The following is an 18,795-nucleotide window of genomic DNA, read 5'->3' on the forward strand; positions in this document are numbered from 1 at the left end:
AGTTGGCAAACCAGTTCGCAGTGGATCATGGTGGGGTTATTGCTCTTGTTTGCGATCGCCCACAGTGGATTGGCAAGCTTACGTCCTTGGGCAGAAAAGCGCGTCGGTGCCCGCCTTTATCGCATTTTTTTTGCCTTAGTGAGTCTACCCTTAGCGACAATCTTGATTCTCTACTTTTTGGCCCATCGCTACGATGGCGTCCAACTGTGGCAACTCCAAGGGGTGCCGGGGATGGGTGCTCTGGTGTGGAGCCTCTCGGCCCTCTCGTTTCTCTTTCTTTATCCGGCCACATTTAACTTGCTAGAGATTGCCGCTGTGCAGAGGCCAGAGGTACACCTCTACGAAACGGGGATTATTCGCATTACCCGCCACCCGCAGTTATGGGGACAGGTGATCTGGTGTGTGGCGCATACGCTGTGGTTGGGCACGTCCTTTACACTGCTGACCTCCCTTGGGCTGATTGCCCATCACTGCTTTGGAGTTTGGCATGGCGATCGCCGCTGGTACGCACGGCATGGAGAAGCGTTTACTGCCCTGAAAGCCCGCACCTCAATCATTCCCTTCAAAGCTATTTGGCAGGGCAAGCAACAACTGGTGTGGCAAGAATTTTTGCGCCCCGCCTATGGGGGAGTAGCCATCTTTGTCGCCTTGCTGTGGTGGCTGCATCCCTACTTTTACCGTGTGACACCGCAACTCTTGCCCTTTTAGCGTCTCCCGTGGAAATTGCGCATAATTGCGCATAATTAAGTTAGAGCTATCCCGTTTCAGGCAAATTTTTTCCACCAGTGTCCTCCCTCTCCCCCCTTTTTGCTGCTGAATCTCGCCTCACTCGTCTTTTCAATCAATTGCAACCGCCCCCGGAAACCGTCGTACTGGTCTTGGCAGTACTCATTGGCGGCAGTGCCGGGCTAAGTGTGCTGCTGTTTCGTTACCTGATTGAGACAATTCATCACATGGCCCTTGAAGACTTGATGGGGCTTATTGGTCGATGGGGCGCTTGGACACTGGCCTGTGTTCCGGCCTTGGGGGGCTTGCTGGTGGGGATCATCCGCTGGTTTGTCCAAGAGTTTAGTCCCAACCTGATGTCATTGATGGGTGCTGTAGAAGCAGGCAAGGAAATTCCCTTCATTCGCCCCATTGCCAAAACCCTTGCGGCGGCGATTTCCCTTGGTACAGGTGCGTCCCTTGGTCCAGAAGGCCCCAGTGTGGAAGTGGGTGCCAACATCGGCATTCTCTTGGGTCAAGCGCTGAAGGTTTCCCGAGAACGGCAAAAGTTGCTCCTCGGTGCAGGGGCGGCGGCAGGGTTGGCAGCAGGCTTCAATGCCCCGATCGCTGGCGTGTTCTTTGCCCTAGAGGTGGTATTGGGCACCACGTTTGAAACAACGGCTGTGAGTGTGGTGCTTTTGGCTGCTGTGATTTCTGCCCTGATTACCCAAATTGGCTTGGGGGCACAACCCGCCTTTGATTTGCCCACCTATGAGGTGCGCAGTTCCCTTGAGTTGCCCTTGTATTTGGGCTTAGGACTGTTGGCCTACGGCGTTGCCATTGTCTATACCCAGTTACTTCAGTGGCTCCCCCAAGTCTTTCAGGGGAAAATTCCACCCATGCAGTTTTTAGGTCGTATTCCCCTAGCGCTGCGTCCCCTAGTGGGTGGCCTCTGCGTTGGCCTTGTGGCTTTGCATTTACCGCAAGTGCTGGGCATTGGCTATGAAACGGTGGAAGCAATTCTCAGGGATGTGAATTTTTCCCTCGGCTTGCTGTTGATCTTGCTACTGACCAAGATGGTCTTAACAGCAGTGAGTTTAGGCAGTGGTCTAGTGGGGGGCATCTTTGCACCGGCGCTCTTTTTGGGCGCGTCCCTTGGTGCCGCTTATGGTAAAGTGTTGCCCATCCTGCTACCCATGTTTGCCAACAGTATTGCTGCTCCTGCCGCCTACGCAACGGTGGGAATGGCCGCCGTCCTTGCCGCTAGCGTCAATGCCCCCTTAACCGCCATTTTGCTACTCTTTGAAATGACGCGGGACTATCGCATTATTTTGCCTCTGATGGCAGCGGTGGGCTTGAGTGTCTGGCTAGTGAATAGTTTGAGTGTTCAAAAACGGGGCGAACTGCCCGCATTGGCACCCAGCGCTCAGACCCAGAAGGAGGAGCAGGAGGAAAGTCCCCCCAATCTTTCTGTGGCGGAAGCCATGCAATCGGAGGTGCTGTTTCTTAGCGAAGCAATGCCTGTGGTTGAAGCTGGCTTGCAACTGATTGAAAAAAAAGCCTACTGCGCCTTTGTGACCGATAGTCAGCAGGACTTGATGGGGTTGGTCACCCTTGGGGATATTAATCGGGTGCTGACCCGTTGGGAAGCGGATCAGGAAACAACCGCCTATCAAACGCAAATGGTGGGGAGTGTCTGTACGCGAGACTTGTTACTGGCCTATGGGGATGAACCCCTGAAGGACGCCCTCGATCGCATGGCAGCGCGGGATTTAAGGCAGTTGCCCGTGGTCGATCGCCAGAACCCGCAACGGGTGTTAGGCCTACTCACCAGAGAGAATATCCGCCTTGCCTATTCTCTGGATCAAACGCGACGTAAGCTTTTGCCCTATTTGGAGCGGGCAATGCTGTCGGTGTCCCTAGAACCTGTTTCTTCAGACCTAGTGGAGACTTCCGATTAACTGGGAGCGCAGGTGAATGACCTCGCCAATGACAATCAAGGCAGGCGTTTGAATCTGTGCCTCGTCATAGGTGGCGATCGCTCGCTCTAGGGTTGTCACCACCACCCGTTGTTGCGGTGTTGTCCCTGATTCAATAAAGGCCAAGGGCGTCTGGGGCGATCGCCCCCCTGCCAGGAGTTGCGGCACAATTTCCCGCAGATGATGGAGTCCCATGTAAATCACAATCGTATCCACCGCCGTAGCCAGAGCCGACCAATTTACACGCGGTTGATAGCGACCAGCAGCCTCATGGCCCGTGACAAAAACCACCGAAGAACTAAAATCCCGATGGGTGAGGGGAATGTGCGCATAGGCAGGTGCAGCCACCCCACTGGTGACCCCCGGCACCACTTCGACAGTAATGCCAGCCTCGACAAGGGCAAGACACTCTTCACCCCCTCGGCCAAAGACAAAGGGATCACCCCCCTTGAGGCGCACAATCACCGCATGGCGCTGAGCCAAGTCAATCAACAGGCGGCAAATCTCCGCTTGGGAGAGGGTATGGTTGCCCCGCCGCTTGCCCACATGAATTTTTTCCGCTTCGGGGTTGATCAAGTTAAGAATTTCGGGGCTAATCAGCGCATCGTAGAGCACCACATCCGCCCACTCCAGTAGCGTCTTGGCACGCACCGTCAGTAGCCCCACATCGCCGGGGCCTGCGCCCACTAAATATACTTTGCCAATTAATTGCGATGAACTCATTCTTGAATCAAACCTTGTATAACGGTTTCTATCTGCTGAAAAGCTGGAGTGGCTCACTCAACAGTCACCAGTTCTGCTGGTAGCGCTTCCCACCCTTGTCCCTTGCGTACCAGTAGCGGCGGCTCCACAGTGAGATCAAGGATACTCGACATTTGCTGTCCGGGGGGTTCGCCGGTATCAATCATTAAATCCACCCGTTTGTCAAAGGCATCGAAGAGATCTGCGGTATTCACGTAATACGTCTCGTCGTCGGGCAGTCGTGCTGAGGTGGAAATAATCGGATTCCCCAAGGCGGTCAATAGCGCTTGGCTCACAACGTGGTCAGGTACGCGAATCCCTGTGGTTTTGCGTTTGGGATTTTGGACAAGGCGGGGCACCAGTTTGGTAGCGGGGAGCAAAAAGGTGTAGGGGCCTGGGATCAGGCGACGCATGAGGCGATAAGCAGCATCGCTGACATAGGCATACTGGGCAATGTTGGAGAGGGAAGAGCACAAAAAAGTGACGGGTTTATCGTTGGAGAGTTGCTTGAGTTGGCGTACCCGTTGCACCGCTCCTTTGTGGTTCATGTCGCAGCCAATGGCATAGACGGTATCCGTGGGGTAGAGCATGACTGCCCCTTCCTTGAGAGCCTCAACAATTTGGGCGATCGTGCGGGGCTGGGGGTTAACCGGATGAAGCTCAAAAATCGCTGCCATTCAAAGATCCGCAAGGGCACTGCCGCTATAACGTAGTTTTAGTTTAACGGCAATAGCACGGGCGAATGCACCTCATCTAATGCACCTCATCTAGTGTTTTGAGCTAAGTGTCCGTTTCGGGGAGCCAACTCTGGGTCAAAACCCTCTCTAGGGGATAAGGGCAGGTTTCAGGAAAGGTGCTCAGCGGTAAACCCGTTTGCTCTGCTGCTTGGCGGCGAGCGCGTTCATAGCTTATGGCAAGTTGGCTGGCCGGATAATCCCGCAAGCTCGGACTATCAGCTATGGTCAGCTCAATTTGAGTGCGGGCATCCGTGATCGAATCCAACCAACTATCGGATCGGCGCTGGGGTTGATATTGCCACTTTAAGAGGTGTAGCAGCAGACGAGTTAACTGGCTATTGATGGCGCGCCGTTCACTTTTGCCCAAGTCCTCTACCTCAGCAATGAGATGGGGCAGATCCAACTCTTGCCATCGTCCTTCTCGCAACAATGCCACTGTTTCTGCAATCCACGCACTGTAATCTTGGTCGTACTGCTGCTTCATTGTTCCTAGATAAGGCGTGCCAGCATGATTCTTAGATGCAATTTTCAGAATAGCGGAACTACAAGACGGTACTCGCGGTCTTTAGCTCTAGCACTATGTGGAGTACAGTACACTAGATTCGGTTAGTGGATGGTTCTCAATGAAAAACTCCTTGCGCTATCTCCTGTTTGGCTTGGGTGTGGGGCTGGCGATCGCCCTTGTGCCCCGTTTACCTGTTTTGCACTCTCCCGATATGGTCATGGCGCAGGGAACCAGTCAGACCATTTCCCCCCAAGGGCTGGCGAACCACCTCAAGAAAATCAATGCCAAGATGTACGGTGCCTACTGGTGTCCCGCTTGCATGAAGCAAAAAGAACTCTTTGGCAGCGCTTTCAAAAGTATCAACTATATTGAGTGCGATGCCCGCGGTACCAATGGCCAGCCAGAACTGTGCAAGCAGGCCAATATCCGTGCCTACCCCACATGGGAAATCAACGGTAAACGCTATGAGGGGGTCTATCCCCTAGAGGGTCTAGCTCAGCTTTCGGGGTATCAGGGGCGCTAATGCTCGCAAAGCCTAAAAACTCTTCATGAGGAGAGAACTTGGCACCAATTTTTATCGTCGGTTGTCAATTGATTGTCTTGTTGTTTATCATCAAAAAGTAGTAGGGCGTTTGCGCTAGTCAGCGATCAAAGGTACTTAAGTCATTCTTGTGATTAGGATCACGGGAAAAACGTGCTTTCGATCACCAGTTAACGATATGTTGCCTTCTATGATGCAGGTATGTTAGACCCTCTCAATTGTGCCCCTGAATTCCAGCACGGTCGGTAGCGGCGTGGCTTAGGAGCGCATTATCCCCTATGAATACTTGGATAAAGACAAACGACTACCAACTGATTTATGAACACTTGCTGGAATGCGTGCAGCACGAGAGTCCACAGCAAGTCATTGAGCGGTTTCGTGCCCTTTTTCTCATGGGCTATACCTATCCCGATCGCCAGATTCAAGAGGTGATGGATCGGATTGTGACGGGGGCACGGGTGGCAGATAATTTTCGTCCCTTTATGAACCGCTGCTGCCACATTTTGATTAACCGCTGGCAGTCGCGTCCTTTGCTCCAAGGGGCAGTTCCCGAATTTCTGGCTATGCTGCAAACGCCTGTGGCGATGCCGGCGGGGGGTCTGAGCCGGGCACCGATTGTGCGTAAGCTGCGGCTGCTCCTCAAGGATTATTTAGAGAGTGAAGCCTTTCAGAAGCTCCAGCGCATGGTGCAATTTCTGCAAGAAGATGCCCAAGACGTTTCACAGATTCAGCAAAATAGCGATCGCCCCCTTGCCACCTTAATTCGCCGCTATCCCTATCTCTATAACCACTGCTTGGTGGGCGATGACACGACACCCGAAGACCTGCGCTACATTCAAGACTTTCAGCAAAAGGCCACTCAGCAGTTTGAAATGAACCTGAGTCAATACCTCACGAGTGAGTTTCGCCGTGCTCAGGGGCATAACAATATCCCACTGGTGAAAAATCCTACGTTGCTCTCTGCTGAGGAAGTCAGAACCTCGATTCAACATTTTGTCGGTAAGGTGGATGGCCGCCACACCTATCGCGACTTGGCCAGTCAATTTGGACAGCGGCTGCAACGCCTGAAATCCACCCGCGACTTTCGGGATGCCTTCTTCCACTACTTGACGGACACCACAGCGGATGTGGGGCGGGGTCGCTTTCGCCAGCGCTTTTACCAGTATTTGGAAACGCTGCCCCTCTTTCAGCAGCCACAACCTCTGAATGAATTTACGATTGTGCGCACCTGTAGCCAGACCCTCAACTACTTAGTGGTGGATAGCGCCCAAAATCCTAACCATCTGGTTTTTGTTGACTTGCTCAATACCATCGGCACGGCGGCAACGATTGGCTTATTGCTCAAGGTTGTGCTCCTCAGCAAGAAAGTAAAACCCTACCTTGAAAAACGCTTTGCGATCCTGTTTAACCACTATCAGTCCTTTAGTCGCGGCAAGGTACGCTGGCTGGTGAATTGCCTAGAGCATTTTAATATCGCCCATGTCACCCACTTTGGTAAGTTGGATTTTTCCTTCTTTGCCCGCTGGTAGGTGACTCTATTCCAAGTCCTCAGCCAAGACCTTGGCGATCGCCACCTGAGATTGTTGGCGAAATTGACTGACATCCACTCGTTTCAGAAGCAAGACAGCGGCCAGCATTCCCAGCATCGGCAGACAAAAGACAAATCCATAGGCGAGGATCGGCACGCCAAACAGTTGACGCCCAATATCAAGGGCCGTTCCGCCGACAACAGTCGCTGATCCCCGGGCAATGGCCTGCGCTAAGCCCCAAGCGCCAATAAATGTCCCCGCTGTTTCCGCCGCCGTTAAGTCCAGCATGAGACTGAGGGCACCCGTTGTTGTCACCCCAGCGGCAATGCCAAAGAGAAAGAGTTGCAACTGAAAGAGCCACACCTGCTGCGTGACGCCTGAGATGATCAAGAGCAAGAACATCAAGGCCACCCCCCAACAGCCATAGGTGGTGGTGCGGATCTTGCCGAGGCGGGGCACAATCAAAAATCCGGTGAAACTTAGACCCACAAGGGTACCCATGCCCCAGTAGGCATTCAAGCGGGTGGTTTCGGCGATCGTCATGCCAAAAACTTCACCGCCAAAGGGTTCCAGAATCGGTTCCTGAATAAATAAACTCAGGGTCATCAGGACAAGGAAGAGAAAAAAGCGCCACGTTTGGGAGTTGGCCGTGAGAATTTTCAGGGCGCGACCAAGGGTAATGTTTTCCGGATTGTCACAGGCACGGCTGCGCACATGGTAGCGGGAATACTTGGCCTCAACTCCCCAGGTGCTGGCGATCGCGAGGGCAAAGACCACCGTCAAAACCACCAAAAAGAGGCGATTAACACTTTGTTGTAGCAGTTCAATGGGGGGGTCTAGCTCCAACTGACGCAGCAGCACACTACTGAGAATGGCACCCGCCACAATGCCCACGGTCAACATGGACCAGACAATGCCCACCAATTTGCCCCGATCTTCCTCTTCGGAGACATCCACGAGCAGGGCAGCAAAGGGGGTCGAGCTACTACTGACACAAATGCCATAGGCGGCAAAGAGCAATCCCAATAGGCCAATCCACCCTTGGGTGATGAGACTCCAGCCCGCTTGATCTAAACTCTGCCCCACCTGCCAGATCACTTGAACAATCGCGTAGGTGACCAACGTAAAGGCCAAAGCCCCACCCCAGACATACCCCGTGCGATGATAGCCGCCAATGGGATGGGCATCGGAGAGCTGACCAAACCACACGCGCACCGGTGAGACAAATTGATGCATGGCGATCGTCAGCGTCACCAATGTGGCCGGCACCGCCAGTTCTTTAATCAGGATGCGGTTGAGCACCCCCAACACCAGAATCGACATCATCCCCAGTGCCATCTGAAACAGACCCAAGCGAAACATGACCCACAGGGGCAGCGGCGGGGGTGCAGCGGCAGAACGAGTGGCCATACCTCACTCAACTCACATCACTGATAGAAGATGATAAATGATTTTCAGGGCAAATTTAGATTGCCATCAAGAAGGAAATCGTCAATGATACAACTAGGGCAATCAGTGTCAAAAAGAGCGATCGCTTCAAAGATTCCGTATAAGCAGACATGGGTGGCATCACCTCATCAGTAGGATGTTTTGGGCTGTGTCCAATCGATGGGAAAAGGACTGTATTGTGTTAAGTTGTAGTCTTTTATTGTACTGCCTTTTTCTGGGGGTCTAAACCCGCCAAGGCAGGCATCCATCAGTTGAGGACGTATCACATCAATGGGGATCAACCTACGCTCACCATTATTCATTGTTTTACTCACAATTGTCATCGACCGTTTGGGTGAGAGTCTGATTTTCCCCATTTTGCCCTTCCTCGTGGAGCGATTTAACTTTGATGCGTTGAGCTTGACGCTGTTATTTTCTGCCTTTGCTGCTGCCCAATTCATTGCTGCTCCCCTTTTGGGTGCCCTCTCGGATCATTGGGGACGTCGCCCGGTGTTGCTGATTTGCATTGCCGGTACGGCCCTGTCCTACATTCTCTTTGCTGTGGCGACGGTTCCTTGGCTGCTCTTTGTCTCGCGGATTATTGATGGTCTCACGGGGGGCGTGGTTTCAACGGCTCAGGCCTATATTGCTGACACCTCTGCTCCAGCAGATCGGGCTAAGAACTTTGGTTTAACGGGGGCAGCCTTTGGCATTGGCTTCATTTTTGGGCCGGCCATTGGCGGCAGTCTAGCAGCCATTGATCTCAAGTTGCCGATTTGGTTTGCAGCGGGCTTGGCACTGGTGAATGTCATCTTGGCCTATTTCATCTTGCCAGAGTCATTGCCCGCAGCCCAGCGATCGCCCCTGACCCTAAAGAGCTTTGCCTTGCAGCAACAGTGGTTGGAGCTATTCAATCAACGCACCCTCCAAGCCTTACTCATGGCCTTCTTTATTTTCAACTTTGCCTTTGCTGGCTTTACCAGTATCTTCGTCCTCTTCTTGAAGCGGCAATTGAGTTGGGGACCTGCCCAAGCGGGGATCATTTTTGTGATTATTGGCGTGGTGAGTACGATTGTGCAGGCGGGCTTGATTCGCTCATTGATTCCTCGCTTTGGTGAGCAGCGCTTGAGCTTGGGGGGATTGCTCCTAGTGGCCTTGGCCTTGTTGGGGATTGCGGCGGTGCCCAGTGCGGGCGGCTTTAGTGCGCCCTTGCTTTATGGGTGTGTGGTGGGTTTGGCCTTTGGCGTGGGAATCATGTTGCCCTCGCTGCGAGGGGTGATCTCCAATCGGGTGCGAGATCAAGATCAGGGGAAAATTATTGGCGCTAGCCAATCACTCCAAAGTGTGGCGGGGATTGCTGGACCGGCATGGGCAGGGTGGGTCTTCGATCGCTGGGGTGGGGTGGCGCCCGCTTGGCAAAGCAGTGTGATGATGGCGATCGCCCTTGGCTTTTTGGCGCTGGGATTGGGCAAGCCCAAGGATGCGACCCCTAGCACTCTCTAAGCAAAATATGTCAAACTGCTAAGCAAAGACCTTTATTCGCCCATTTTTTCAACCTTTGAACCCTCTCGACGCTCACCTATGATGCGGTTGTCTTTTCCTCAGCCTTCTCGACAGCCCCGTTGGCTCCATGCTTGGCGACGATCGCTCCGCTATCACTATTTGCGCTTGATGCGCTCCCACAGTAGCACTGAGAGTATTGCCCGTGGCCTTGGAGCAGGGGTCTTTGCTGGCATGCTGCCCCTGTTTGGGGGGCAAATACTTATTGCCGTCACGGTGGCCCTCCTTGTGCGCGGCAACAAGCCTTTGGCTGCCCTTGCCACTTGGGTGAGCAACCCCTTCACCTATGTCCCCCTGTTTTGGTTTAACTTTCAGGTGGGTTGGTGGCTGATGGGGCAGCCTGCCCTATCTTTTGGTGAGTGGCAATCTTGGGAAAAGCTCCTCGAACAGGGGGGGCAAATGGCAACGATTCTGATTTTTGGCAGTGTTTGGGTGGGCGTGGTTGCCGGACTCCTCACCTACGCCCTGTGTTTGCGACTGCTACCCACCCTGCGACAACGCTTTCGGCGGCGTTCTGCTATGGCTGCTGTAAATTTTCTAAACCGGCCACAACCTTAGCGGATTGCAGGCGATCGCCCTGTTGGATCCTGTCCACCACGTCCATACCATCGGTGACATAGCCAAAGACGGCATAATTGCCATCCAGAAAATCCAGTTGATCAAGGGCAATATAAAACTGGGCTGAGGCCGAATCGGGGAGTTGCGATCGCGCCATGGCCACCGCACCGCGCGTATGATTGAGAACGGGTGAGACTTTGCCCGCTTGGCTATAGGTGGGGGTGTCACTGCCCTGACCGAGAATTTCTAGGGGAATGTAGCGGGGGCGATTGGTCGCGGGGTCAATGAATGAACCCGTGCCGTAGAGTTGCGGCGACACACTGGGGTCTTTGCTCTGGGGATCCCCGCCTTGAACCACAAAGGGTCGGGGTTCACGAACCACACGGTGAAAAATCGTGCCATCATAGACTCCCCGCTGCACTAAATCCACAAAATTGCCAGCGGTAATCGGGGCAGCATCCCCCTTCACTTGAATCGTAATCGGGCGATCGTTGACTGTCAGTACAACCGTTGCATCGCCATTGAGTCGAGGTAAATTGGCCATAGGGGTTGGGCTTTGTGCTCCTGGAATTGAACTGGTGTCAGCCACTGAGGAGAGTGACGCGCAACTCACCAGCAGAAGCACACCGAGCACCATCACCAACTGTGGCAGAAATCGGGGCAATCTTGTGCCGAACTTCAGGGGTTTCATTGACCAGCCACTCCAAGCTAACCGTTCTATTATGCCGTGCCCTTGCGCCCTAATGACTGCGGGGAAGGGGTTGCTGTGTTGGTTGTTGCCGCAGTTGCACTAAGGGTTCATCGGGGTTCACCAAGTCAATAAAGACCATTTGGCGGGGATCCAAGTACTGAGGTAACTGCTTGAGGCTGGCTAGGGCACTGAGTTGTTTCTTCAATGTGGGACTATGCCACTGCACCACCCCAAGATGAACCGGCGCGAGGGGGGTTTGGACAATTAGATTCTGTTCATTGCGCCAATCTAAACCCGTAATCGGTAAATCCTGCTGCTGGAGAATCTGGTGAATTTGCTGCCACTGCTGCTGGCGATCGCGATCGATGGCCATTGTCTGCGGGCGCGGTGCATCCTTAACGGGTACAAAATACCCCTGCAATTGGAGTGTGGGCATTGGCTTCACGGCACTGGCTTGATAGCTACTCAGCGGGGCAACAAATCCGAGGCCATCCACCAACCAGCGACTGGCAGGCCCTTGCAGCTGCCCGCTTGCACTCATTACCCAGCATTGATTGCAGGTGGCGACTGCGACAGGCTTGCGTTCTTGGGCTTCGACAATCAGTGTCGGCGGAAAGAGTTGGCGGGCGATCGTCACCCGTTGCAGAGGCAGCGTCGTTTCTAGGGCATGAATGATCTCCTGTGGCCGCAAACGCAGCAGTGACTCCGGATACTCAAGGGGCAATTGTGCCTGCAACGCTTCCGTTTTCAGCAGTTGATTGCCGCGAATCACCACTTGCTCCGGGCGGCGGATAACCCAGTCCGGCAGCGTCAGTCCCCAAACCAGTCCCCCTGTTAAGGTCAAGAGGACACTGGTACGCCAAAGCCCTGCCAGTTGCCGCCAGCGGCGTTTACTTTGCAATTGGCGGCGCCGTTCCCGAATGGCATCATGAGCCGTTGTCCCCTGAGGGGTGGGATTTACCATGGCCACGGCCTCAGTCTTGAGGAAAATTGGAACTTAGGATCCTGCACGGGCTGTCATTACTTGGTGGTAAGATACGCGATGTTGATTGTCCGCTTGACTGCCTCTATCTTAGTAAAGGCTTCGCACCATGCCCCTGAATACATTTGCTCACTGCTCAAGATCATCCCTGCTCCTCGGGGTGTTACTACTGGGGGTACTCCCGCGGGCGGTGTTTGCTCAGAATCAATCTTCTAGCCCCAATGTCCAGATTGTGAATCCCACACCCCCACCCAGCTCTTCAATCTATACCCTTGAGGGGGGCAAGCGCTTGATGGATGAGGCTGCCGCCGCAGTCAATAGCCAAAATTATGCCGTCGCCGCTCGCAAGCTCTTAGAAGCCCGTACGGTGATGAACCAACTCTCGAACTTTTACCAGTCCCTCAACTCTAGCTTTTTGGGGATTGATACTGCGGCTGCCGATAGCAACCGTCGCCGTGCCCTAGAAGCAGCACAACTGCGCGATCAAGCGACTTTTCAACTGGCTTTGGTCTATCGCGCTAATAACCAACCTGAGCTTGCCGTGCCCCTTTTGGTAGAAATTATCCGCAGCCAAAACCCCACCCGTGAACTGGGACAAAAGGCCTATCAGCAATTGCTAGAATTAGGTTTTGTGGATGTGCCCTTTCCGCGTACGGGGGCAATTCCTTCCGGAACGCCTGCGGCGAGTCCACCGCCAGCCACCTCTGCCAATCCCCAACCCCGTCAGTAACGCTTCATGAACGACTCTCTCCTCAGTAATGGCCACGCGCCTCGGTTGCGCCAAGCCACGGTCGATCGCCAGACGAAAGAAACCAAGGTTCACGTTGAACTCACCCTTGATGGCAATGGTCGAGCGGACAATCACACGGGGATTCCCTTTCTCGATCACATGCTGGATCAGCTTTGCTCCCACGGCCTTGTGGATTTGCGGGTGCAGGCCACAGGCGACACCCATATTGACGACCACCACACCAATGAGGATGTGGGCATTACCTTGGGGATGGCACTCGATCAAGCCTTGGGCGATCGCCGGGGGATTCATCGTTTTGGTCACTTTGTGGCTCCCCTTGATGAAAGTTTGGTGGAAGTTGCCCTAGACTTCTCGGGGCGTCCCCACCTTAGCTATGGGTTGCAGATTCCCACGCAGCGGGTGGGCACCTATGATACGCAACTGGTGCGGGAGTTTTTCGTTGCTTTGGTGAACCATAGCCGCATGACGCTGCATATTCGCCAATTGGATGGCATTAACTCCCACCACATTATTGAAGCGACATTCAAAGCCTTTGCCCGTGCCCTACGCATGGCGATCGCCATTGACCCGCGCCGCAGTCAGCACATTCCCAGTTCTAAGGGGGTGATCCAAGCTTAGGTGTGGACGTGCCCATCGGGCATAATCGCTCCCGTGAGGCGTGCCCCGGTCAGTTTCACTAGGAGGCGATTGCCTTGGCTCATCTTTGCTCCCCGTAAATCGGCACCCCGCAGATCAGCCCCACTCAAGTCAGCACCAATGAGATTAGCCTCTTGCAGGTCGGCATAGCTGAGATCTGCTTGCAGCAAATTGGCGCGAAAGAGATTGGCGTGGCGCAGGTTAGCACGGTGGAGAATCACGCGGTGCAAAAAGGCATCACTGAGATCGGCATAGCTGAGATTGGCATGGCTGAGATTGCGCCCCTCAAAGTCCTTTTCGCTCAGGTTGGCTCCCTGTAAATTCACCCCCGACATATCCTTGTGGGGAGGCGTCGTGCGGGGTGGTTCTGGGGGCGGGGGCGCGGCTGTGCGTTGGCGCTGATAGGTGCCGTAGGTGTGGTTGTGGTGTTGGCTATAGGTCTGGTGCGTCGTTTGCTGCGGCTCACGGGGCGCATGATAGCTGCGATAGGTGTAGGGATTGGATTGATAGCGTGGGGGTGGCGGCGAGGAACGATAGGTTTGCCGCTGGCTAGCAGTCCGCTGGGAGGTTTGGCTGCCGTGTCGGGCAATATGCTGCCGCAGTTGATCCCGCGCTTCATTAAACTGCTTAATTTTCTCTTGTGCCTTCTCGATTAGCCGTGTGTTGTCCTTCGGGATGCGATCGGGATGCCAAATAAACACCAAATCCCGATAAGCTCGGTTCACTTCCTCGAGGGTTGCCCCCGGCTCCAACTCCAGTACCCGGTAGCAGGTGTCTAAATCGAGCATTTTCTGACGGCTTATCATGGATATTGATGATCTTAACCACGGGACTGCTCACCTAGGGTTGCGAAAGAATGCGTTAGTATGAACTTATGTAAAGACTTTTCACTTTTCCTAGCGGAGGATGGCGATCGGTGAATAAACAATGGCGAAACGCAGGTTTATATGTTCTTCTTGCAATCGTGGTGCTGGCCTTGGCCACTGCCTTCTTTGATCGCCAACCCACGACCAAACAGACATGGCCCTACAGTGAGTTCATCCAACAGGTCGAAAATCAGCAAATCACCAAAGTCAGTATTACCCCCGACCGCTCGCAGGCACAAGCGATTACCCAAGATGGCACGCGAGTGCTGGTCAATCTTCCCAATGACCCCGAACTCCTTGACATTCTCACAACTAACAATGTGGACATCGCCGTCTTGCCCCAAAGCAACGATGGCTTCTGGTTCCGCGCCCTGAGCAGCTTACTGGTTCCCATTGGTTTGCTGGTACTGCTCTTTTTCCTGTTGCGGCGTGCCCAAGCAGGTCCTGGCAACCAAGCGATGAACTTTGGTAAGTCACGGGCACGGGTACAGATGGAACCCCAAACCCAAGTGACCTTTAATGATGTGGCTGGCATTGATCAGGCCAAGCTGGAACTGGGTGAAGTGGTGGAATTCCTCAAGTACGCCGATCGCTTTACCGAAGTGGGCGCCAAAATTCCCAAGGGGGTTCTCCTTGTCGGGCCTCCCGGAACGGGTAAAACCCTGCTTGCGCGGGCAGTGGCTGGTGAAGCGGGCGTTCCCTTCTTCTCAATTTCCGGTTCTGAGTTTGTGGAAATGTTCGTTGGGGTGGGTGCCTCACGGGTGCGCGACCTCTTTGAACAAGCCAAAGCCAATGCCCCTTGTATTGTCTTCATTGATGAGATTGATGCCGTCGGTCGCCAGCGCGGTGCTGGTCTGGGGGGGGGCAATGATGAACGGGAGCAAACCCTCAACCAACTGCTGACGGAAATGGATGGCTTTGAGGGGAATACGGGCATCATTATTATTGCTGCAACGAACCGTCCGGATGTTTTGGATGCAGCACTATTGCGTCCGGGGCGTTTTGACCGTCAAGTGGTGGTGGATCGTCCGGATTACAAAGGTCGCCTCGATATTCTCAAGGTTCATGCCCGTGGCAAAACCCTCGCTAAGGATGTGGATCTCGATAAAATTGCCCGCCGTACCCCTGGCTTTACCGGTGCGGATCTCTCGAACCTACTCAATGAAGCGGCCATTCTGGCGGCTCGCCGCAACCTGACTGAAATCTCCATGGATGAGATTAACGATGCCATCGATCGCGTCCTCGCTGGGCCTGAGAAAAAAGACCGTGTCATGAGCGATCGCCGCAAGAAGTTAGTCGCCTACCATGAGGCGGGTCATGCCCTTGTCGGTGCCCTGATGCCCGACTACGATCCCGTTCAAAAAGTGAGCATCATTCCCCGGGGGCGGGCAGGTGGTCTGACTTGGTTTACTCCCAACGAGGATCAGATGGATTCGGGTCTCTATAGCCGTGCCTACCTGCAAAACCAAATGGCCGTTGCCCTTGGGGGTCGCATTGCTGAAGAAATTGTCTTTGGTGAAGAGGAGGTGACAACCGGTGCCTCAAACGACCTGCAACAGGTGGCACGGGTGGCTCGCCAAATGGTTACCCGCTTTGGCATGAGCGATCGCCTAGGACCTGTGGCCTTGGGACGGCAAACCGGGAATGTCTTCCTTGGCCGCGACATTATGGCAGAACGGGACTTCTCCGAGGAAACGGCTGCCACCATTGATGACGAAGTGCGCAATCTCGTCGAGCAAGCCTATCGTCGTGCCAAAGAGGTCTTGGTGAACAACCGCCACGTCCTTGACCAAATTGCCCAAGTGCTGATTGAAAAAGAAACAATCGATGCGGAGGAACTCCAAAGCATCTTGGATCGCAACGATGTGAAGATGGCAACGATTCCCTAGGCTTGCCCTTTGCGATCGCCCCAAGGGTCGTGCTAATGTAGTATTCCTTGGGACTGCGGGCATGGTTTAATGGTAAAACCCTAGCCTTCCAAGCTAGAGACGCGGGTTCGATTCCCGCTGCCCGCTTAACACTCAACTCCTTGAAGAACCTGCATTTTGGCGTATTGCAAAGACTCTGGGATGCTCTTTCAAAGTCTCAAAATAGGCTCAAACTGGATTTAGCACCCTATTCTATTGGTGGCCTATGGCTCAGCCACTTCGGCTAGGATAGCGCTTCTGGATTGATGAATGATTCTCACTGAAAATCTCAATGTCCTCTGGGCGAGCGTCCTCTTTGAAACCCTCTATCGCTTAGGACTGCGGACAGTCGTTCTCTCGCCGGGATCACGTTCGGGACCATTGGCGATCGCGGCTGCTGCCCATCCCCATCTTGAGGCCCTGCCGATTCTTGACGAACGCTCGGCAGCTTTTTTTGCCCTTGGCCTTGTCCAACAGCAGGGACGACCCGTTGCCCTTGTCTGCACTTCAGGTACTGCTGCGGCCAATTTCTATCCCGCGATTATTGAAGCAAGCCTTAGTCATTTACCGTTAATTGTGCTGACCGCCGATCGCCCCCCCGAATTGCGCTTTTGCCAAGCGGGACAAGCCATTGATCAGGTGCATCTCTATGGTCATGCCGTACGTCACTATCGCGAACTAAGTCTGCCGGAACTTGCTTTGCTGCCCTACCTGCGGCAAACCCTCTGCCATAGCTGGCAAACTGCCCTCTGGCCAGATCCGGGGCCAGTCCATTTGAATATTCCCCTGCGGGATCCCCTTGACCTGCGCCCTGAGGCCAATTTTCATGGGGCACTGCCAAAGAACTTCTTTGATCAGGTGCAGCCCTTTGTGCCGCCTCGGGTTGTCACCGCTCTCCCTTGGCAAACATGGCAACAGATGCAGCGGGGGTTGATTATTGCGGGACCCAGTCATGGGGTGGAGCCTTTGGCGGAAGCGGACGCGATTGATCGCCTGAGTCGGTTTCTGCAGTGGCCAGTGCTTGCCGATGCCCTCTCCTACGCACGGGGACTGCCCCACGGCATTACCCATTACGATCTGCTGCTGCGAAATGGCCACCTACGGGAATCCTTGCGTCCTGAAGCAGTGATTCAACTAGGGCCGCTACCCACCAGTAAAGCCCTGCGGGAATGGCTCAGTGCCTGCGATCCCCTGATCTGGTGCCTTGACCCCACGGGCGATAACAACAATCCCCTCCATGGCCGCTGTCAAACGGTGGCGATCGCCCCCCAAGCGGTGGACTGCCCCCCCGACCCCCTACCCCCCAACCCCTACCTCAAGGACTGGCAAGACCACGATCAACGAGTACATGAGCAACTGAAGCGAACCTTGGAGGCCATTGATTGGTTCTGTGAAGCCAAGCTGATTTACCATCTGCCGCAGTGGTTGCCATCGCAAACGGCGATTTTTGTGGCCAGTAGTATGCCCGTGCGCGATGTTGAGAGTGTTTGGCGGGCGAGCGATCGCCACCATCGTTTTTACTTTAATCGAGGCGCCAACGGCATTGATGGCACATTATCTAGTGCCCTTGGGGTTGCCCATCGCGGTCAGCCCACCCTCTTGATCACGGGGGATTTGGCCTGCTTGCACGATACCAATGGCTGGCTGATCACGCCCCAGTTTCAAGGGTGTCTAACCGTACTGCTGATCAATAACAACGGCGGTGGTATTTTTGAGCATCTACCGATTCGGCGGTTTGATCCACCCTTTGAGAGCTTTTTTGCCACCCCCCAAGCGGTCAATTTTGCCCAGCTTGCAGCGGCCTACGGCATTCCCTATCACTGCTTACAGGACTGGGCGGATGTGAAAACCCAACTTTCCCTTGCCCCTTGGCCAAAGGTACGACTTTTGGAATTTAAGAGCGATCGCCAGCAAAATGCCCAATGGCGCCAGCAGGTACTGGCTCACCTCACAATTTAACTTGCGGTACCTCAGTGGCTATGGATGTGGTGGGAGAGCAACTGCTCCTCTAGCGCCGCAATCTGATTGTAGGCCGCCGTGAGTTGTGCCGTCAGCCGTTGAATTTGCACCTCTGGACTCAGGGGGCGATCGCCACTGAGGTTGCGTGTTTGGCTATAGTCATCATCCACCAAAATATCCTTGTGTTCTGGGGTACTCACCAAAGGACGCGGTTTGGGCAGAGGATTCTGCTCAGTAGGGGTTACAGGCAGAGGCTTGAGCCGCCCCTCCTCTAGGGCCTTAGAAACCTTTTGGTTGAGTTGTTCAACGATCTGGTAGAGGGCATCAATTTTGTTACTCAGAACCAGAATCTGTTTATGTAATAAATCCACAGGCCAAATCCTCTCGTGGTGAAATGCTGTAATTGTCAACTCAACTGCCTCTGGAGAAAGTAGCGGTGCACGGCATCGCTAACCCTAGGCACTGGAAATACGCTTGATAAGATAAACTAGGCATTTCTCCCAGCGTAGGGTGCCTAGAGCTAGGAGCATCGAGTGCGGAGACCAAGCTTGCCGAGAAACAAGGGTATTGCTATAGATCCAGCCTAGGGAAAGTCACTGGCTAATGGCAACTTTTTCAAAAAGACTTAAGACCAAGTAAACTTTTGTAAAAGTATGGATTGTTTTATCAATGCAGAACACCTGCCGACAAGTAATATTCCTAAAGAACTTCACACTTGGC

18 protein-coding genes and 1 tRNA gene are annotated in these 18,795 nt (G+C 53.9%); 11 read left to right on the top strand and 8 right to left on the bottom strand.

Annotated elements, in window-relative coordinates; translation table 11 throughout:
• The first annotated feature begins 27 nt into the window (after positions 1 to 27).
• Both RHH27_RS11890 and RHH27_RS11895 read left to right on the top strand, forming a co-directional pair.
• On the top strand, positions 28 to 708 hold the full coding sequence (locus RHH27_RS11890) for an NnrU family protein (RefSeq protein WP_399373400.1): 681 nt from the start codon (positions 28 to 30) through the stop codon (positions 706 to 708).
• Between the two features lie 77 nt (positions 709 to 785).
• Positions 786 to 2,666 carry a chloride channel protein gene (locus RHH27_RS11895; RefSeq protein WP_302678366.1) on the top strand — a complete coding sequence of 627 codons (1,881 nt, stop codon included), beginning with the start codon at positions 786 to 788 and terminating at the stop codon, positions 2,664 to 2,666.
• On the opposite strand, the gene cobA is transcribed toward RHH27_RS11895, so the two are convergent.
• The 3 genes from cobA to RHH27_RS11910 form a co-directional block, all read right to left on the bottom strand.
• Positions 2,646 to 3,407, bottom strand: a complete 762-nt coding sequence (gene cobA, locus RHH27_RS11900) for a uroporphyrinogen-III C-methyltransferase (protein WP_302678367.1) — start codon at positions 3,405 to 3,407, stop codon at positions 2,646 to 2,648. The two genes, RHH27_RS11895 and cobA, sit on opposite strands and share 21 nt — an antisense overlap.
• Positions 3,408 to 3,460: 53 nt before the next feature.
• Positions 3,461 to 4,102 carry an L-threonylcarbamoyladenylate synthase gene (locus RHH27_RS11905; protein WP_302677473.1) on the bottom strand — a complete coding sequence of 214 codons (642 nt, stop codon included), beginning with the start codon at positions 4,100 to 4,102 and terminating at the stop codon, positions 3,461 to 3,463.
• Positions 4,103 to 4,205: 103 nt separating this feature from the next.
• Positions 4,206 to 4,646: a DUF29 domain-containing protein gene (locus RHH27_RS11910; RefSeq protein ID WP_302677472.1), complete on the bottom strand. Its 441-nt coding sequence runs from the start codon at positions 4,644 to 4,646 to the stop codon at positions 4,206 to 4,208.
• Between the two features lie 139 nt (positions 4,647 to 4,785).
• Between RHH27_RS11910 and RHH27_RS11915 the strand changes: the two genes are divergently transcribed.
• A complete protein-coding gene (locus RHH27_RS11915) occupies positions 4,786 to 5,190 on the top strand; it encodes a hypothetical protein (RefSeq protein WP_149819669.1) in 405 nt (134 codons plus the stop codon).
• A 296-nt stretch (positions 5,191 to 5,486) separates the two neighbouring features.
• Positions 5,487 to 6,737, top strand: coding sequence for a hypothetical protein (locus RHH27_RS11920; protein WP_302678368.1), 1,251 nt, complete (start codon positions 5,487 to 5,489; stop codon positions 6,735 to 6,737).
• Positions 6,738 to 6,743: 6 nt separating this feature from the next.
• Here RHH27_RS11920 and RHH27_RS11925 read toward each other — a convergent pair whose 3' ends face one another.
• Positions 6,744 to 8,147, bottom strand: coding sequence for a BCD family MFS transporter (locus tag RHH27_RS11925; RefSeq protein WP_206200310.1), 1,404 nt, complete (start codon positions 8,145 to 8,147; stop codon positions 6,744 to 6,746).
• A 309-nt stretch (positions 8,148 to 8,456) separates the two neighbouring features.
• Between RHH27_RS11925 and RHH27_RS11930 the strand changes: the two genes are divergently transcribed.
• Together RHH27_RS11930 and RHH27_RS11935 are read left to right on the top strand one after the other, a co-directional pair.
• Positions 8,457 to 9,668: an MFS transporter gene (locus RHH27_RS11930; protein WP_206200311.1), complete on the top strand. Its 1,212-nt coding sequence runs from the start codon at positions 8,457 to 8,459 to the stop codon at positions 9,666 to 9,668.
• Positions 9,669 to 9,746: 78 nt separating this feature from the next.
• Complete coding sequence (locus RHH27_RS11935; RefSeq protein WP_206200312.1) at positions 9,747 to 10,283, top strand: DUF2062 domain-containing protein; 537 nt, start codon at positions 9,747 to 9,749, stop codon at positions 10,281 to 10,283.
• Here the strand turns inward: RHH27_RS11935 and RHH27_RS11940 are convergent.
• Entirely contained in the window at positions 10,243 to 10,974 is a 732-nt protein-coding gene (locus RHH27_RS11940) for a peptidylprolyl isomerase (protein WP_206200313.1), read from the bottom strand. The genes RHH27_RS11935 and RHH27_RS11940 overlap by 41 nt on opposite strands.
• A 49-nt stretch (positions 10,975 to 11,023) precedes the next feature.
• Entirely contained in the window at positions 11,024 to 11,938 is a 915-nt protein-coding gene (locus RHH27_RS11945; protein WP_302678369.1) for a cell division protein FtsQ/DivIB, read from the bottom strand.
• Between the two features lie 127 nt (positions 11,939 to 12,065).
• Between RHH27_RS11945 and RHH27_RS11950 the strand changes: the two genes are divergently transcribed.
• A complete protein-coding gene (locus tag RHH27_RS11950) occupies positions 12,066 to 12,686 on the top strand; it encodes a hypothetical protein (protein ID WP_206200315.1) in 621 nt (206 codons plus the stop codon).
• A 6-nt stretch (positions 12,687 to 12,692) separates the two neighbouring features.
• On the top strand, positions 12,693 to 13,325 hold the full coding sequence (hisB, locus tag RHH27_RS11955) for an imidazoleglycerol-phosphate dehydratase HisB (protein ID WP_302678370.1): 633 nt from the start codon (positions 12,693 to 12,695) through the stop codon (positions 13,323 to 13,325).
• Here hisB and RHH27_RS11960 read toward each other — a convergent pair.
• Positions 13,322 to 14,149, bottom strand: coding sequence for a pentapeptide repeat-containing protein (locus tag RHH27_RS11960; protein ID WP_206200317.1), 828 nt, complete (start codon positions 14,147 to 14,149; stop codon positions 13,322 to 13,324). The genes hisB and RHH27_RS11960 overlap by 4 nt on opposite strands.
• A gap of 110 nt (positions 14,150 to 14,259) precedes the next feature.
• Here RHH27_RS11960 and ftsH3 point away from each other — a divergent pair, with 110 nt between their 5' ends.
• The 3 genes from ftsH3 to menD all read left to right on the top strand — a co-directional run bounded on the left by ftsH3 (position 14,260) and on the right by menD (position 18,075).
• Complete coding sequence (ftsH3, locus tag RHH27_RS11965) at positions 14,260 to 16,098, top strand: ATP-dependent zinc metalloprotease FtsH3 (RefSeq protein ID WP_206200318.1); 1,839 nt, start codon at positions 14,260 to 14,262, stop codon at positions 16,096 to 16,098.
• Between the two features lie 55 nt (positions 16,099 to 16,153).
• A tRNA-Gly gene (locus RHH27_RS11970) sits at positions 16,154 to 16,224 on the top strand.
• A 162-nt stretch (positions 16,225 to 16,386) separates the two neighbouring features.
• The gene (gene menD / locus RHH27_RS11975; RefSeq protein WP_302678371.1) at positions 16,387 to 18,075 is read left to right on the top strand and encodes a 2-succinyl-5-enolpyruvyl-6-hydroxy-3-cyclohexene-1-carboxylic-acid synthase; all 1,689 of its coding nucleotides are present in this window, start codon (positions 16,387 to 16,389) and stop codon (positions 18,073 to 18,075) included.
• 11 nt (positions 18,076 to 18,086) lie between these two features.
• Here menD and RHH27_RS11980 read toward each other — a convergent pair whose 3' ends face one another.
• Positions 18,087 to 18,446, bottom strand: coding sequence for a hypothetical protein (locus RHH27_RS11980; RefSeq protein ID WP_206200320.1), 360 nt, complete (start codon positions 18,444 to 18,446; stop codon positions 18,087 to 18,089).
• Between the last annotated feature and the right edge of the window lie 349 nt (positions 18,447 to 18,795).

The sequence above is a fragment of the Thermosynechococcus sp. PP555 genome (genome assembly GCF_031583225.1).
Taxonomy (GTDB): domain Bacteria; phylum Cyanobacteriota; class Cyanobacteriia; order Thermosynechococcales; family Thermosynechococcaceae; genus Thermosynechococcus.